The 16616-nt window shown below is 59.5% G+C and carries 14 protein-coding genes; 10 read left to right on the top strand and 4 right to left on the bottom strand.

Annotation, left to right across the window (positions count from 1 at the left end; genetic code table 11):
* Positions 1-96: 96 nt before the first annotated feature.
* Positions 97-1251 carry an alpha-hydroxy acid oxidase gene (locus ACR0MV_RS10630; protein ID WP_480702102.1) on the bottom strand — a complete coding sequence of 385 codons (1155 nt, stop codon included), beginning with the start codon at positions 1249-1251 and terminating at the stop codon, positions 97-99.
* Positions 1252-1429: 178 nt separating this feature from the next.
* Between ACR0MV_RS10630 and ACR0MV_RS10625 the strand changes: the two genes are divergently transcribed.
* A complete protein-coding gene (locus ACR0MV_RS10625; protein WP_480702101.1) occupies positions 1430-3823 on the top strand; it encodes an ATP-dependent helicase in 2394 nt (797 codons plus the stop codon).
* Here ACR0MV_RS10625 and ACR0MV_RS10620 read toward each other — a convergent pair.
* The gene (locus tag ACR0MV_RS10620; RefSeq protein ID WP_480702100.1) at positions 3820-4110 is read right to left on the bottom strand and encodes a DUF1330 domain-containing protein; all 291 of its coding nucleotides are present in this window, start codon (positions 4108-4110) and stop codon (positions 3820-3822) included. The genes ACR0MV_RS10625 and ACR0MV_RS10620 overlap by 4 nt on opposite strands.
* 374 nt (positions 4111-4484) lie before the next feature.
* Positions 4485-4709 (bottom strand): DUF1127 domain-containing protein, encoded by a 225-nt coding sequence (locus ACR0MV_RS10615; RefSeq protein WP_170422733.1) that lies wholly within the window; start codon positions 4707-4709, stop codon positions 4485-4487.
* Between the two features lie 903 nt (positions 4710-5612).
* On the opposite strand from ACR0MV_RS10615, the gene mraZ reads away from it, so the two are divergent.
* The 9 genes from mraZ to ACR0MV_RS10570 all read left to right on the top strand — a co-directional run bounded on the left by mraZ (position 5613) and on the right by ACR0MV_RS10570 (position 15306).
* Positions 5613-6116: a division/cell wall cluster transcriptional repressor MraZ gene (gene mraZ, locus ACR0MV_RS10610; RefSeq protein ID WP_480702099.1), complete on the top strand. Its 504-nt coding sequence runs from the start codon at positions 5613-5615 to the stop codon at positions 6114-6116.
* Between the two features lie 4 nt (positions 6117-6120).
* Positions 6121-7113 (top strand): 16S rRNA (cytosine(1402)-N(4))-methyltransferase RsmH, encoded by a 993-nt coding sequence (rsmH, locus tag ACR0MV_RS10605; RefSeq protein ID WP_480702098.1) that lies wholly within the window; start codon positions 6121-6123, stop codon positions 7111-7113.
* On the top strand, positions 7110-7478 hold the full coding sequence (ftsL, locus tag ACR0MV_RS10600) for a cell division protein FtsL (RefSeq protein ID WP_170422727.1): 369 nt from the start codon (positions 7110-7112) through the stop codon (positions 7476-7478). The genes rsmH and ftsL overlap by 4 nt, the downstream gene beginning before the upstream one ends.
* Positions 7475-9262 carry a peptidoglycan D,D-transpeptidase FtsI family protein gene (locus ACR0MV_RS10595; RefSeq protein WP_170422725.1) on the top strand — a complete coding sequence of 596 codons (1788 nt, stop codon included), beginning with the start codon at positions 7475-7477 and terminating at the stop codon, positions 9260-9262. The genes ftsL and ACR0MV_RS10595 overlap by 4 nt, the downstream gene beginning before the upstream one ends.
* A gap of 22 nt (positions 9263-9284) precedes the next feature.
* Positions 9285-10766, top strand: a complete 1482-nt coding sequence (locus tag ACR0MV_RS10590) for a UDP-N-acetylmuramoyl-L-alanyl-D-glutamate--2,6-diaminopimelate ligase (protein WP_480702097.1) — start codon at positions 9285-9287, stop codon at positions 10764-10766.
* Complete coding sequence (locus ACR0MV_RS10585) at positions 10763-12154, top strand: UDP-N-acetylmuramoyl-tripeptide--D-alanyl-D-alanine ligase (protein WP_480702096.1); 1392 nt, start codon at positions 10763-10765, stop codon at positions 12152-12154. The genes ACR0MV_RS10590 and ACR0MV_RS10585 overlap by 4 nt, the downstream gene beginning before the upstream one ends.
* A 39-nt stretch (positions 12155-12193) precedes the next feature.
* Positions 12194-13276, top strand: a complete 1083-nt coding sequence (gene mraY / locus ACR0MV_RS10580) for a phospho-N-acetylmuramoyl-pentapeptide-transferase (RefSeq protein WP_475204740.1) — start codon at positions 12194-12196, stop codon at positions 13274-13276.
* A gap of 150 nt (positions 13277-13426) precedes the next feature.
* A complete protein-coding gene (murD, locus tag ACR0MV_RS10575) occupies positions 13427-14827 on the top strand; it encodes a UDP-N-acetylmuramoyl-L-alanine--D-glutamate ligase (RefSeq protein ID WP_480702095.1) in 1401 nt (466 codons plus the stop codon).
* 104 nt (positions 14828-14931) lie between these two features.
* Positions 14932-15306, top strand: a complete 375-nt coding sequence (locus ACR0MV_RS10570) for a glycine zipper family protein (RefSeq protein WP_170466232.1) — start codon at positions 14932-14934, stop codon at positions 15304-15306.
* Here the strand turns inward: ACR0MV_RS10570 and ACR0MV_RS10565 are convergent.
* A complete protein-coding gene (locus ACR0MV_RS10565) occupies positions 15303-16481 on the bottom strand; it encodes a BaiN/RdsA family NAD(P)/FAD-dependent oxidoreductase (protein ID WP_480702094.1) in 1179 nt (392 codons plus the stop codon). The genes ACR0MV_RS10570 and ACR0MV_RS10565 overlap by 4 nt on opposite strands.
* Positions 16482-16616 lie beyond the last annotated feature (135 nt).

The raw sequence follows: 16616 nt of genomic DNA, 5'->3' as shown, positions 1-16616 counted from the left end.
TTGATAGGCGGACAATACGCGCACGTATATCAGTCGTTCTGGGTAGAACCGGCATGTTAACGCTCGCAAACGCCCCTTGTTAGCGCTATCTTTCTCTTAGCGCTGCATTGCGGCATCGGCAAGCGGTGTGATCGGCGGAAGATCGGCCAGCGACTCGGCCCCCAACTGGCCCATGTTGGCCTGCATATCCTGCCGCAAAATATCGATCGCATGGACCGGACCTTGGGCACCCAAGGCCCCAAGGGCATACATAAAGCCGCGGCCCAACATCACGAAATCGGCTCCCAGCGCCTTGGCGCGCAGGATGTCCAGACCACTTTCGATCCCGCTGTCAAAGATCAGCGGCAAGTCTGTGGCCGCGCGAATAGCGGGCAGGGCGTCGACACTGGCGGGGGCACCATCGAATTGGCGACCGCCGTGATTCGAAATCCAGATGGCATCCACCCCGGCTTGCTGAAGTGGAGCGGCATCCTCGGGGCGTTGCACGCCCTTCACGATCAGGGGGCCATCCCATGCATCACGCAACCAGTGCACGTATTCCATATCCGGCGAGGTGCGCAGCAAGTATCCCACGTGGGCTGTCGGCGGCAGGTTGCTGGAGTTGTCCGTGTACTTGTCCAGCGTCCGCATGCGAGGCGGACCGCTGCGGGCCATTCCAAGTGCCCATTCAGGGCGCATCATGATTTGCGCCAGCAGGCGCGGCGTCAATCTTGGCGGGTTTGTCAGCCCCGAGCGCGTTTGGCGCTCGCGCCGGGACGCGACCGGCACGTCTGCGGTCATCACCAGCGTAGTGAACCCGGCGTCGCGCACCCGTTGCAAAAGGTCCTTGCGAATATCGGGATCTTTGGGCGGGTACAGTTGGAACCACGCATTTTCCCCCAGATGAGGCGCGACGTCTTCCGGACTTTGGCTAGCAACGTTCGAAAGGGTGAACGGCAGCCCGGCTCTGGCGGCAGCGCGGGCCAGATGGCCTTCGGCATCGGGCCAGATCAACCCGGCCATGCCAATTGGCGCAACGCCGAAAGGCAGAGGGTAGGTTTGGCCCAGAAACGTGGTCGATGTGTCGAACTCCATCGGTCCGTGCAGGATCGAGGGCAGAAACCCAACGCGATCCAACCCTGCGCGGTTGCGGTGCAGGGTGGCCTCGACCCCGGTGCCGCTGTCCAGATACTCCCACACAAAATGCGGTATTCTGCGCTGTGCGCGGTGTTTCAGGTCGGCAATGCCGGGGTAACGACTGTGAAGATCCATACGGATTGATCAGACCTAAGGCGCGATTCGGCAAGGATTTTAGGCTTTTGACCTGCCGCCATGTCTTGTGTGGAGAACGCGCCGCGCCAGCTCGCGTGCAATTGACTGCAAAAAATAGGGCGAACAAGGCGTGAACAAACCCTTTCCCTCGTCGCGCATCCGGCGTAGTTTTAAAGCCATGAGCAGTTTCGACGAAATGGACGCCTTTGAGGGCGCATCACTGTCCGCGCGCGCAATGGCAGCGCGCCCTATGCCTTATCTGGACGAGTTGAACCCGGCGCAACGCGAGGCGGTTGAGCGGCTGGACGGTCCTGTTCTGATGTTGGCTGGGGCGGGGACCGGTAAAACCAAGGCCCTGACAGCGCGAATTGCCCATCTGCTTAGCACTGGTCGGGCGCGCCCGAATGAGATTTTGTCGGTAACCTTCACCAACAAGGCTGCGCGCGAGATGAAGAACCGCGTCGGTCGTTTGCTGGGCCAACCGGCCGAGGGAATGCCGTGGTTGGGCACCTTTCACTCGATCTGTGTCAAGCTGTTGCGGCGGCATGCAGAGCTGGTCGATCTGAAGTCGAATTTCACCATTTTGGATACGGACGATCAGCTGCGCCTGCTCAAGCAGTTGATTCAGGCATCCAATATTGATGACAAACGCTGGCCCGCTCGGATGTTGGCCGGGATAATCGACGATTGGAAAAACCGCGCCCTAACGCCGGACAAAGTGCCTGCCGCAGACGCTGGGGCCTACAACCACAAAGGCGTTGAGATATATGCGCAATATCAGACCCGGCTGCGTGAACTGAATGCGGTGGATTTTGGTGACCTGCTGCTGCACATGGTCACCATCTTTCAAACCCATCAGGACGTGCTGGAGCAATACCAGCGTTGGTTCCGCTATATCTTGGTGGATGAGTATCAGGATACGAACGTCGCTCAGTATCTGTGGCTGAGGTTGCTGGCTGGGGCGCATAAGAACATTTGTTGCGTAGGAGACGATGATCAGTCAATTTATGGCTGGCGCGGGGCCGAGGTGGGCAACATCCTGCGGTTTGAGAAGGATTTCCCCGGTGCTTATGTCGTGCGGCTTGAGCAGAACTACCGCTCGACCCCGCATATTCTGGCGGCAGCGTCCAATGTCATCCGGGGCAACGAAAGCCGCTTGGGCAAGGAATTGTGGACCGACGCGCAAGATGGCGAGAAAGTTCGTCTGATCGGCCATTGGGATGGCGAGGAAGAGGCCCGCTGGATCGGAGAAGAGATCGACGCGATGCAGGGCGGAACGCGCGGTGTGCGGCCCTTCAATCTGGACGAAATCGCCATTCTTGTCCGTGCTTCTCATCAAATGCGCGCGTTTGAGGACCGGTTCCTGACGATCGGTCTGCCCTATAAGGTCATCGGTGGCCCCCGTTTCTATGAGCGGATGGAGATCCGCGATGCGATGGCTTATTTCCGGCTGGTGGTCAGCCCCGGCGATGATCTGGCGTTCGAGCGGATCGTGAACACACCCAAACGTGGGCTTGGTGACAAGGCGCAGCAGACGATTCAGATGACGGCGCGCGAAAATGGCGTGTCTTTGGTTGATGGCGCTCGGATCGCGGTCGATAACGGGTTGATCAAAGGTAAGGGTGGCAAGGCGCTGCGCGAGCTGATCGATGGGCTGGCGCGGTGGAATGCGATAACGCGAGGCCCTCGGATCGAGGTCGACGATGACACGGTCATAGATGATGGCGCTCCTTTGCGGTTTGGCGAACCTGAGGTGTCGCATATCGAACTGGCGCAGATCATTCTGGACGAGGCCGGCTATACGGCCCATTGGCAAAACGAAAAGACGCCCGAGGCCCCGGGGCGGCTGGAAAACCTCAAGGAATTGGTCAACCAGCTGGATAATTTCGAGAATCTGCAAGGGTTCCTGGAGCATGTCAGCCTGGTGATGGACAATGAGCAGGACGGTGACGGGGCCAAAGTCTCGATCATGACTTTGCACGCTGCAAAGGGCTTGGAGTTTCCGGCTGTGTTTCTACCGGGTTGGGAAGACGGGTTGTTCCCGTCGCAGCGTTCGATGGATGAATCCGGGATCAAGGGGCTCGAGGAAGAGCGGCGGCTGGCCTATGTCGGCATCACGCGGGCGGAAGAAGTCTGCACCATCTCCTTTGCCGCAAACCGTCGGGTATTCGGTCAATGGCAGAACGCCATGCCATCACGGTTCATCGATGAGCTGCCCGAAGACCATGTTGAAGTCCTCACACCTCCGGGCCTTTACGGGGGCGGTCAGACAACCGCTGGTATCGAGACCCGCGCGGCGGAAGCCAACGTTTACAACTCTCCGGGGTGGAAGCGGATGCAGGCGCGGCAGGGCCAGTACGGGACGTCACAACCGCGAGAAAGCCGAAATACAGTGATCGATGCAACAGCTGTGGCGAGTTTCACGCTCGGCGAGCGGGTGTTCCATCAAAAGTTCGGCTATGGCGCGGTGATTGGGATCGAAGGCGATAAGGTCGAAGTCGATTTCGATAAGGCCGGGATCAAGAAGGTGGTATCCCGCTTTCTGTCCGCTAAGGATGATGTTCCGTTTTAAAGCCCTTCGACCAGAACCATATTGGCCGTCGCTGTACGATGCCGGATTTTTGCCAGTTCGATGTAGTCGGGGTCGTCCTTCCACGCCTTGGCACTTTCTATCGATGGAAATTCCATCAAAACAATGCCGTTTTCCGCCCAAGTGCCCTCAATCAATTCTACCGGTTTGGATGAAACTGTAAGCAACCGGCCGCCGTGCTGATCAAAGACCGGCATGAATCCTTCAAGGTACTTCTGGTACCCGTCCGGGTCGTGAATGGAAATCTGCGCGATGAAATAGGCGGCCATTGGAAGCTCCTGACTATCGGTTCAGGCATTCATCCTACATTCCAACTCAGAAAAACAAAAACGGCGGTTCCCAGGGAGGAGGAGGGGGAACCGCCGTTCTTTTCAACACCAAGGCAGGGAGGAGGAGAGCCCTGATGTATCCGAACCCGGGTTTGATCCCGGTATGAGTAAGACGCGGCGACGTCAGGGAGGAGGAGAGACGTCGCCGCGCGCTTTCAACACCGGGAAAGGGAGGAGGAGTACCCGGTGCATCATGTTCCGGCGTTCAGGGCCGGTATAAGGTGCGGCAACGTCAGGGAGGAGGAGAGACGTTGCCGCTGAAATACAGGTCCTAAGGGAGGAGGAAGGACCTGATCTCGGTGTTTCTGTGTCGCTTACCGTGCGACGTGGTCTTCGGCCGCTTGCAGGGCCAGGCGGCGGATCATCGAGCGGTGAAGGCCCAGATCAGCCAGTTCGCGGTTCGACAGTTCAGACAGTTCGTTGACCGTCTGGCGATAAATGCGGTACCGCGCGAACCGTGTCTTTGCAGCCTCAAACAGCGAAGCCAGGCCAGTTGCCGGTACGCCTTTGAGCGCGGTGTTCTGTGTTGCTACAGCCATTTGATTAACTCGATCTATTCGTTGTTGCCGGTGATGCCCGGCGCTTGCTTGAGACTGAAAATAGGCAAATGCTGCGATTGCACAATACCTGGCAACGTCAATGCCGCTATGCAGCAAATGCATAGATATCAACTGGTTGAAAACGAGCGGCCAAAGACTCCAATAAAATATGGCCCTTTGAGTCATCTTCCGTTGGGGCAAGTTTCAGTCTGATATTTAAGGTTTGAGGGTGGTGCGGGTTTTTTCAGCAGGTTTCGTTAATTCTTGTACGTCCGGAGTACGCTCAAGGGCCTAAGGGTTGGTGATGACCCCCTATGGGAAATCATGGGCGTCAATTGGGATGGGCGGGAAAAGCCGCGACTAAAGAGGATTCCTCGGTGCGTGATTCGTTGCAAAAATCACTCGATTTGCTGTTTTTTCTGAGAATCTCGGCGGGGAGAAAATTTTTCTGGGAATTCGTGGGACGCTTTGGGTGATGCCATATTTTTGGCTTATTTAGTGTTCTTCTGGAGTATTGAGTCTACTGGTTGTGCTCAAATGTTGGTTTTCTTCAGTTTTGAACTCATCTAGGGTGCCGGTATTGGTAGTGAGTCCGAAAATTTCCTGTTGATTTCCATAAATTCCCATGTCATCCCTTATTCATCCGATGAGGACGAGGCACATGGGGCGCCAAACGACCCCGAACCAAATAAAATTCAGGTTTCATACAGGCATCTCGCTTTCATCAATCAAGAGATCCGGCGCGCGGGCGAGCAGACATCCCCCCAGGTGGCGCGCGCAGCTGGACATCCCGCTCAGCGGGTCAATGCGGCGGGTTGATCAGTGGCAGCAGATCAACCCGCCGTTTTTCATCCGGGGGGAACGTGAGACTTAGGTGGGGCGCAAGCGAAAGGGACAGTCGTCTTGGCGCGCAGGTTTAGAGGTGAAAGCCACCACAAGGTGGATACGAAGGGCAGGGTATCAATCCCGGCCTCGTTTCGCCGTGTGCTTGAGGCCTCAGATCCTAACTGGCAGCCTGGTGATAACCCCGAGCTCGTGATTGTATACGGCGACCACCGTCGCAAGTTCCTTGAGTGCTATACCATGCAGGCGATTGACGAGGTCGACGCCAAAATCGACGCGCTTCCACGTGGCTCGATGCAACGGAAGATGTTGCAGCGCATGTTCCACGGTCAATCTTTCCCGACCACCGTGGACGAAACCGGTCGTCTGGTACTGCCCGCCAAGCTGCGCAGCAAGATCGGGCTTGAGGGCGAGGCGTTCTTCATCGCCGCTGGTGACACGTTCCAGATCTGGAAGCCCGAGACCTACGAATCCGAAGAATTGGCCGCTGCCGAAGAATGGTTGGACGAACAGCCCGAGGACTTTGATCCTCTGGAGTTCCTTGACGGCACCGGGGATGCGTAACGGCATGGCCGGCGCTGATACCCCTTCCGACAAACCTCATATCCCTGTTCTGCTGCGCCCTTTGCTGGCGGCAGTTGCGCCGGTGTCAGGTGTCTGGCTGGACGGGACGTTCGGGGCAGGTGGGTACACTCGCGGTCTGTTGGAGGCCGGAGCCGACAGGGTTATCGGCGTGGATCGCGATCCGCTGGCATTCGAAATGGCCGCCGAGTGGGCCGGAGGCTATGGTGACCGGTTGGTGATGCAGCCCGGTGTGTTCTCTCGCATGGACGAGTACGCGCAGGACCTGGACGGGGTCGTTCTGGACTTGGGCGTATCCTCGATGCAGCTCGATCTGGCAGAGCGCGGCTTTTCCTTTATGAAAGATGGCCCGTTGGACATGCGCATGAGCCAGGAGGGCGAAAGCGCCGCTGATCTGGTCAACACCGCGACCGAGGCGCAATTGGCTGATATTCTGTTCCACTACGGAGAAGAACGCGCCAGCCGCCGCATTGCCAAGGCGATTGTCAAAGCCCGTTCCGCGGAACCGATTACAACGACATTGCGTTTGGCCGAGATCATTGAATCCTGCCTGCCGCGTCTCAAACCGGGGCAGTCCCATCCCGCTACGCGCAGCTTTCAAGGTCTGAGGATCGCGGTGAATGCCGAATATGAGGAACTGTATCAGGGCCTGATGGCCGCAGAACGTGCGCTGAAACCCGGCGGGCAACTGGCGGTCGTAACCTTTCATTCGATCGAGGACCGGATGGTCAAACGGTTCTTTCAGTCCCGTGCAGGCAAAACCGGACGCGCTAACCGTTATGCGCCAGAGATTGAACAGGAACTGCCGCAGTTCACGCTCAAGACCCGCAAGGCGGTGGGTCCGGATGATCAGGAACTGCAGGAGAATCCGCGCGCGCGCTCGGCCAAGCTGCGCGTCGCAATTCGGACTGAGGCTCCGGCGGGGGAAATTGAGGCCCGTGCCGTTGGGATGCCGCAACTAGGGGGAAGGGCAAAATGAAGAGTGTTTTGTATGTGTTGACTGCTCTGTCCGTGTTCGGACTGGCGTTGTGGGCCTATCAGGAGAACTACCGTACGCAGCAGGTCGTCAAGGAAACTCAGACCCTGCAGCGTCAAATCGGTATGGCGCAGGTGCGTCTGGCCGTGCTGAACGCCGAATGGGCCTATTTGAACCGCCCCGACCGCTTGCGCGAACTGGCCGATCTGAATTTCGAACGTCTGGGGCTGTTGCCCTTGCGGGCCGAACAGTTTGGCCGCGCCGACCAGATCGCCTATGCCGAGGATCCAGATCTGCCGATTGTCGATCCGATCGAACTGCAGGCGATCACCGATACTCAGGCCTTGGGTGAGGTGCAGATCCCATGACCCGCACACCCCTGCGCCCGCTGGCCCGAATCCTCGACGCGCGTGCGCGCGGAGAGAACCCTAAAGCCATTGAACGTGAGAACATCCACAAACGCCACGAAGACATGAAAGACCGCGCCCGCGCGAGGGCAGAGGGTCGTTTGTTGGTGCTGGGTCTGTTCTTCTTTTGCGCATTTTCGGTGGTGGGCGTTCGGATGGGCATGCTGGCCACGTCCGAGGCGCAAGAGCCTGTCGCCTCGGCCCCCGGTGCAGCGATTGCGATGCAGCGCGCCAATATCGTGGACCGCGAAGGTCGTATTCTGGCGACCAATCTGGACACCTATTCGGTCTACGCGCAGCCGCCCTTGATGATCGACCCGATTGCGGCAGCAGATCAGTTGGTTGCGATCTTCCCCGATCTGGACAAAGAGCGGCTGGTCAAGGACTTCACCGGCAATCGTAAGTTCCTGTGGATCAAGAAGCGTATCTCGCCCGAGCAGAAACAGGCGGTGCACGATATCGGTGATCCCGGCATTCTTTTCGGACCGCGTGAGATGCGGCTCTACCCGAATGGTCGTCTGGCCGCGCACATCTTGGGCGGGTCAAGCTTTGGGCGCGAAGGCGTCAGCGCAGCCGAGGTCATTGGCGTTGCAGGCGTCGAAAAGCAGTTCGACGACTATCTGCGAGATCCGGCCAATGGCCATAAACCACTGCAACTTTCGCTGGATCTGACCGTCCAGGCCGCGGTCGAGCAGGTGCTGTATGGCGGCATGAAGATCATGAACGCCAAGGGCGCATCAGCCGTCTTGATGAACGCGCATACGGGCGAGGTGATCTCGGCGGCCTCATTGCCTTCTTTCGATCCCAACGATCGCCCGCGTCCGCCGACATCCGGCTTTGATCCGTCGGACAGTCCGCTGTTCAACCGCTATGTGCAGGGCGTTTACGAGCTGGGGTCTGTCTTCAAGATTTTCACAGCCGCTCAGGCGGTTCAGCTAGGTCTGGTGAATTCAAACACGATCATCGACACTTCGGGTCCAATGAAGATTGGCCGTTTCCCGATTGGAGAGTTCAACGGCAAGAACTACGGCAAGATCAGCGTCGCGGATGTGATCGTACACAGTTCGAACCGGGGCACCGGGCGACTGGCTTTGCAGATCGGCGCGCAGCGGCAGCAGGATTTCCTGCAGGCGCTTGGCATGTTCGATCCCACTCCATTCGAGATTGTCGAGGCCAAGGGGGGCGAGCCGCTCAAGCCCAAGAAATGGGGTGAGTTGAGCACGGTAACCATTTCTTACGGTCACGGCTTGTCAACCAGCCCAATGCATCTGGCCGCTGGTTACGCGGCGATTGCCAATGGCGGGCACTATGTCAGTCCGACGATCCTGCGCAAGAACGGGCCGCAATACGGGCCGCGCGTCATGTCGGAAAGCGCTGCCAAGCAAGCGCAGGGCATGCTGCGGCGCGTTGTGACTGATGGCACGGCCAGCTTTGGCGATGTGGCCGGTTACGAAGTGGCCGGCAAAACCGGCACAGCGGACAAACCCAAGCCGCGCGGTGGCTACTATGATGACAAGGTCATCTCGACCTTTGCCACGCTGTTCCCGGCTTATGATCCGAAATACGTTCTGATCGTCACGCTGGATGAACCCTCGATCGTCGCTTATGGCGAAAAGCGCCGCACTGCAGGCTGGACAGCCGTCCCCGTGGCCGCAGAACTGATCGGTCGGATTGCACCTCTGCTGGGCCTGCGTCCCCGGCTTGAGCCTGATGCGGGCGCTGCTATAACGCTGACCTCAAATTAGGCTGTCCGGCAAGAGGTGGGTCATGGGCACAAGGACAAAGAAACTCAGCCAACTGGCCCTGACCGCGCGCGGCGGGTCCAATCCTGACATCACCGGGTTGGCTGTCGACAGCCGAGAGGTGAAGGACGGGTTCCTGTTTGCAGCTTTGCCCGGAACACGGGTGCATGGCGGTGAGTTTATCCAATACGCTTTGCGCATGGGGGCTGCGGCTATCCTGACAGATGCCGAAGGGGCCGAGATTGCCGCCAATGAACTGGCCGCGTCCGGTGCTGCCCTGATCGTTGTCGAAGACCCGCGCCAGGCGCTGGCGGGAAGCGCCGCGCTGTGGTTTGGCGCGCAGCCTCAGACCATCGTTGCGGTGACTGGTACCAACGGCAAAACCTCTGTAGCGACCTTTGTGCGTCAGATCTGGACCGAGCTGGGTCATGCCGCCGTCAATCTGGGTACAACCGGGGTCGAAGGCGCGTGGACCGCTCCGCTGGCGCATACGACGCCCGAGCCGATCACCCTGCATCGTTGCCTGTCCGAGGCGGCAGAGAACGGAGTGACCCATGCCGCGATGGAGGCGTCCTCGCACGGGTTGGAACAGCGCCGCCTGGACGGTGTGCAATTGACGGCTGCAGGGTTTTCGAACTTTACCCAGGACCACCTAGATTACCACGAAACGTTCGAGGCGTATTTCAACGCCAAGGCGGGCTTGTTTGATCGGGTTCTGCCGCAGGACGGCACGGTTGTTGTCAACATGAGCGACCCGAAAGGCGCACAGGTCCGCCGGATTGCCAAAGATCGCGGTCAGAAAGTGCTAACCGTTGGGCTGGGAGAGGCCGACCTGTGTCTGATCAACCAGCGGTTTGACGCCACGGGGCAGGATCTGCGGTTTTCGTGGCAGGGCAAGGTTTTCCAAACCCGCCTGAACCTGATCGGTGGCTTTCAGGCCGAAAACATACTGTTGGCCTGCGGCCTTGTCATCGCGGCTGGGGATGAGCCCGAGCGCGTGTTCGAGACTCTGCCGAACCTGACAACGGTTCGTGGCCGGATGCAGCTGGCCGCGACCCGAGAAAACGGAGCGGCGGTATTCGTGGATTACGCCCACACGCCTGACGCCGTGGCGACCGCGCTCAAGGCGCTGCGCCCGCATGTCATGGGCCGCCTGATCGCCATCGTTGGCGCAGGTGGGGATCGCGATGCCACCAAACGCCCTTTGATGGGACAAGCTGCCGCCAATCACGCAGATTTGGTCTTTGTCACCGACGACAACCCGCGCAGCGAAGACCCCGCAACCATTCGCGCTGCCGTTATGGAAGGTGCGCCGGACGCGACAGAGGTCGGAGACCGCGCCGAGGCTATTCTGCGCGGCATCGACGCTCTGCAACCGGGCGACGCGTTGTTGATCGCGGGCAAAGGGCATGAAACCGGCCAGATCGTTGGTGATCAGGTTCTGCCTTTTGATGATGTCGAACAGGCCAGCATCAGCGTGGCCGCATTAGACGGGAGGGTCGCATGACGCTTTGGACTGCGCCCGAGGCTGCTGAGGCAACCGGTGGACGCGCGACGTCGGATTGGAAGGTCGATGGAGTTTCTATCGACACGCGCACCATTCAACCCGGCGATCTGTTTGTTGCGCTTAAGGCCGCGCGGGACGGGCATGATTTTGTCGCTCAGGCCTTGGAAAAGGGTGCAGGCGCAGCTCTGGTGTCGCGCATTCCCGAAGGTGTGGCTGAAGATGCACCCCTGTTGATCGTAGATGACGTGCAGGCCGGTTTGGAAGCTCTGGGCCGGGCCGGTCGCGCACGAACCGACGCGCGGGTGCTGGGTGTAACGGGCAGCGTCGGCAAAACCTCGACCAAGGAAATGCTGGCCACGATATTGGAAACGCAGGGAAAAACCCATGCGAGCGTTGCCAGCTACAACAACCACTGGGGCGTGCCGCTGACACTGGCCCGGATGCCACGGGACACCGAATTCGCGGTGATCGAGATTGGCATGAACCATCCCGGAGAGATCTCTCCGCTGGCGCAGCAAGCCCGTCCGCATGTAGCGCTGGTGACGACCGTTGCGGCGGTACATCTTGAGGCGTTCGACTCGGTGGCTGGTATCGCGCAGGAAAAGGCGGCGATCTTTGACGGCCTGACCGAAGGCGGCTCGGCCATCGTGAATGCCGACATCGAACATGCGGATATCTTGCGCGATTGCGCACGAGATCTCGGCGCTAAGGCGGTGGAGTTTGGACGCCAAGGCACTGACTACACGCTGACCGGTGTAACCCAGCAATCCGACTCGGTGCACGCAACGGCGACGGTTGGCGGGCAGCCGATTGAATTTGATGTGCAGTCTGCCGGAACCCACTTTGCGATGAATGCGCTGGGGGCCTTCGCGGCCTGCGTCGAAATGGGCGTTGATCTGAACGAGGCGATTTTGGGCCTCGGCGGATGGTCGCCGGTCAAAGGGCGCGGAGTGCGCGAACAGATCGCTTTGGCCGATGGCGGGCGGATCGAGTTGTTGGATGACAGTTACAACGCCAACCCCACCTCGATGGAGGCTGCGTTGGACGTGCTGGCCGCCGCCCAGGGGCAAAGACGCATCGCTTTTCTGGGCGATATGAAAGAGTTGGGGGCTGATGAAATCGCCATGCATGCGGCGATGGCCGAGGTTCCTGCCATGCAGCGCGTGGACAAGGTGCACTGTGTCGGGCCACTGATGCAGGCCTTGCACAATGCGCTTCCGACGGACAAACGCGGGCTGTGGTTCGAGACGAGTGCCGAGATGGCAGCGCACCTTCCTGAGCTGATTCAGGCCGGTGACACCGTGCTGGCCAAGGGATCACTCAGCATGGTGCTGGCACAGATTGTTGACGGTTTGCGTAAAATGGGGCAAGGGGGCGCGCTTGATTGATGACCGCGCCCGCCGCCTCTGTGTGAGAAAGGTTCTGTAATGCTCTATTGGTTGACCGCCCTGTCGGACGGAGGAGACTTTTTCAACCTCTTCCGCTATATCACCTTCCGCGCTGGCGGCGCCTTTCTGACTGCGCTGATCTTTGGCTTTCTGTTCGGCAAGCCGTTGATCAACGTGCTGCGCAAAAAGCAGGGTAAGGGCCAGCCGATCCGGGATGACGGCCCTGAAGGCCACTTTTCAAAGGCGGGCACTCCGACCATGGGCGGATTGCTGATCGTGGGCGCGCTGGTGACATCGACCTTGGTCTGGGCACGGTGGGACAATCCATATGTCTGGATGGTGCTATTCGTGACGCTGGCTTACGCGGCGATTGGCTTTGCAGATGACTATGCGAAAGTGTCCAAGCAGAACACCAAGGGTGTTTCGGGTCGGATGCGTCTAGCCCTGGGCGTCATCATCGCGGTTCTGGCGTCTCTTTGGGCGTCATTGCACCACCCCGAAGCGTTGCAGAACCAACTGGCGTTGCCGATTTTCAAGGATACGCTGATCAACCTTGGCGTTTTCTACATTCCATTCTCGATCATCGTGATCGTCGGCGCGGCCAACGCGGTGAACTTGACGGACGGTCTGGACGGGCTTGCGATCATGCCGGCGATGATTGCGGCCTCGACTCTGGGTGTGATTGCCTATGCCGTTGGCCGGGTCGACTTTACCGAGTATCTGGACGTTCACTACGTGCCGGGGACGGGGGAGATATTTATCTTTACCTCGGCGTTGTTTGGCGCGGGGCTTGGGTTTCTTTGGTACAATGCTCCGCCTGCTGCGGTCTTTATGGGCGACACGGGCTCGCTGGCGCTGGGTGGTGCTCTGGGCGCAATCGCGGTTGCCACGAAGCACGAGCTGGTACTGGCCGTTGTGGGTGGTCTGTTCGTTGTCGAAGCGCTGAGCGTGATCATTCAGGTGCTGTATTTCAAACGCACCGGGCGCCGCGTGTTCCTGATGGCACCCATACATCATCATTATGAGAAAAAGGGCTGGGCTGAGCCGACCATTGTGATCCGCTTTTGGATTATCTCGCTGATCTTGGCGATGATCGGACTGGCGACGCTGAAAGTCCGGTAGAGCTCCCGCCAGGTTCGGCGGACCTGCGGTCCACCTGCCACCTGTTGGGCCCGGCTCGCGCTGCCGCGCGAGCCTTTTGGTGCCCTTGTCATCGGGGAAGTCTTCGGTGCAGTGTGGCGGCCAATTCAAAGTCAAACGAGGGTGGGCAGTATGATCCCGGTCAAAGGGTTTTCAGGGCAGAAAGTTGCGGTTCTGGGGCTTGGTCGGTCGGGACTGGCCACGGCGCGGGCTCTGGTCGCGGGCAAGGCCGAACCGGTGTGTTGGGACGACAACCCAGCCGCCCGCGAAAAGGCCGAGGCTGAGGGGTTTACCTGCGCCGATCTGCGTCGTCATGGGGCGTTTGATGGCATCGCCACGCTGATCGTTTCGCCCGGCATTCCGCATTTGTATCCAGAACCGAACCCGGTCGTAGCAGCCGCGCTGGAGGCCGGAGTTCCGGTCGACAATGACATCGGGCTGTTCTTTCGCTCATTTGCCGGACCAGAGTGGAGCAACTATGACACGCCGCCCCGCGTCATCGCTGTGACCGGGTCCAATGGAAAGTCGACCACCGCTGCGCTGATCCATCACATCCTGACCGAGGCCGGGCGCGAGGCGCAGCTGGCGGGCAATATCGGACGAGGCGTTCTGGATATCGACCCGGGCGGCGATGGGTCGGTCGTGGTGTTGGAGCTATCGAGCTACCAAACCGAACTGGCCCGCTCGTTGACGCCCGATGTGGCCGTGTTCACCAATTTGTCGCCTGACCATCTGGATCGCCATGGCGGGATGGGCGGCTATTTCGCGGCCAAACGCCGGTTATTCGCCGAAGGTGGGCCGGATCGGGCCGTAATCGGGATTGATGAGAAGGAAGGCGCGTTTTTGGCCGGTCAACTGGCCGAAGGTCCGACCGATGACCGCGTCATTCGCATATCCGTCGCGCGCAAACTGACAGGCCCGGGGTGGCAGGTCTTTTCGCGCAAAGGGTTCCTGTCGGAATACCGCAAAGGGCGGCAAGCGGGGTCAATTGACCTGCGTGAAATCAAAGGGCTGCCGGGGGCACATAATCATCAGAACGCCTGTGCGGCTTATGCGGCCTGTCGCGCGTTGGGTCTCGCTCCGCGGGTGATCGAAGATGCGCTGCACAGCTATCCCGGCCTGCCGCACCGCAGCCAGGTAGTCGCCGAGGCAAACGGTGTCACTTACGTGAATGACTCAAAGGCCACCAATGTCGACAGCGCGCTCAAAGCCCTGAGCGCATTTAAGCAAATCCGTTGGATTTGCGGCGGGCTTGAGAAAGAGGGCGGAGTGACCGCCCTGAACGCTGCGTCAGATAAGGTGGTCAAAGCCTACGTGATCGGGCGCGAGGCGGCGCATTTCGCTATGCAACTGGAAGCGGATGCGCAGGTCTGCACCACTATGGCCGAGGCCGTTGATCAGGCCATGAAAGACGCGCAACCCGGTGAAACCGTCCTGCTGGCCCCGGCAGCGGCCAGTTTCGATCAATACGACAATTTCGAACAGCGCGGAGAGGACTTCGTGGCGCAGGTCAAGCAACGGCTGCCGCAATAGCCGTTTGCAATACACCGCCGGTTGGGCGAAGCTGACGGCTATCAGCTTGACGCGCCATGATTAATGGTTTTGCTTGCCCGCAAATTTAACACGAGGTTATGACCATGTCGTTCCATAAGTTTTCTCTGATCCTGCCCGCCATTCTGGCCGTAGGGGCCTGCACCAACACCGGCGCGAACTATCAGCCGATTGTAGATGGTCCGGTCGGCCCGAACTACAACGCTGATCTGGCGCAGTGTCAGGCGCTGGCGCGCTCGCAGCCCGTGGTTGACGGTAACACGGCAGGTGCCGCTGCAATTGGTGCGGCGGGTGCTGCAGGAACCAAGGCGATCATCGACGACAGCGCCAGCGATCTTGGCCGCGCCGCAGTGGCGGGCGCCCTTGTCGGGGCCGGTGCAAGTGCCATCCAGAACACCCAGAACCAGGAAGTGATCGTGCGCAACTGTATGCGCGGTCGTGGCTACAACGTCGTTGGCTAACGACCGGTGATTGCAGTTCCGGCGGCGTGGCCCGAGGACCACGCCCACTGGAAATTGTAGCCGCCAAGCCATCCGGTGACATCCACCGCTTCACCTATTGCATAGAGGCCAGGGACATCCCTGGCCTCCATTGTTTTTGAAGACAGGTTATCCGTGTCGATCCCACCCAGGGTGACCTCGGCCGTGCGATAGCCTTCGGTGCCCGAGGGCGTCAGTTCCCAGTTGGAGAGGGCAGACATTAAGTCGGCTAATGCCGCATCGGATTGGTCGGCCAGATTGCCCGACATTGGGATATTTTGGCTGAGATAGTCCACCAGTCGCGCGGGCAGGTGACGCGCCAGTTCGGTTGTCAGCGCTTTGCGTCCACCGCTTTGGCGTTGATCGCGCAGCAGGTCGAACAGTGGCAGGTCGGGGATCAGGTTGACGCGGATTGCCTCACCCTCGCGCCAATAGGACGATAACTGCAGCACGGATGGGCCACTAAGCCCGCGATGGGTGAACAACAGCGCCTCGTCAAAACTGGTGCGGTCGTTTGACAGGCGGGCAGGCAGGGACACGCCGGACAAATCCTTGAACTTGCCGTCCGAGAAGGTGAACGGCACCAAGGCCGCGCGCGTGTCTGTCATCTTCAGGCCGAATTGGCGCGCGATGTCATAGGCCAATCCGGTCGCGCCCATCTTGGGGATCGACTTGCCGCCGGTGGCCAGCACGAGCTTGGCACAGCTTAGGCTGTGTCGTTGCCCTTCCCGGTCGACCTCCAGCGTGAAGCCGTGATCGGTTTTGCGCAGGTCTTTGACCTCGGTCCGAATCCACAGATCTGCGCCGGCGCGTTCCATTTCGTCCAGAAGCATCTGTACGATCTGCTTTGACGACCCATCGCAAAACAATTGCCCCAGCGTTTTTTCGTGCCACGCGATACCGTGCCGCCCGACCAGATCTATGAAATCCCACTGGGTGTACCGTGCCAGCGCGGATTTGCAGAAGTGTGGGTTCTGCGACAGGAAGTTCGCGGGCCCCGCATACATATTGGTGAAATTACACCGCCCCCCGCCCGAGATGCGGATTTTTTCTCCCGGAGCTTTGGCGTGATCGATCACCAAAACGCGCCCGCCACAATGGGCAGCACACATCATGCCGGCAGCACCGGCTCCAAGGATGATCGTGTCGAACTTCATGCGCGGCTGGATGGCGTGATTTGGCGGAGATGACAAGAGGAAGCGGGGTTCGCAACGACAGGAGGGGGCATCGCCACGCTTTGGGCATTTCGACCCTCGTGGAATAGCGCCGATTTCGCGGGCCGAGCTGTCATT

It is taken from the genome of Ruegeria sp. BC3, from assembly GCF_056539265.1.
This window is presented reverse-complemented; position numbering and strand designations above follow the sequence as displayed.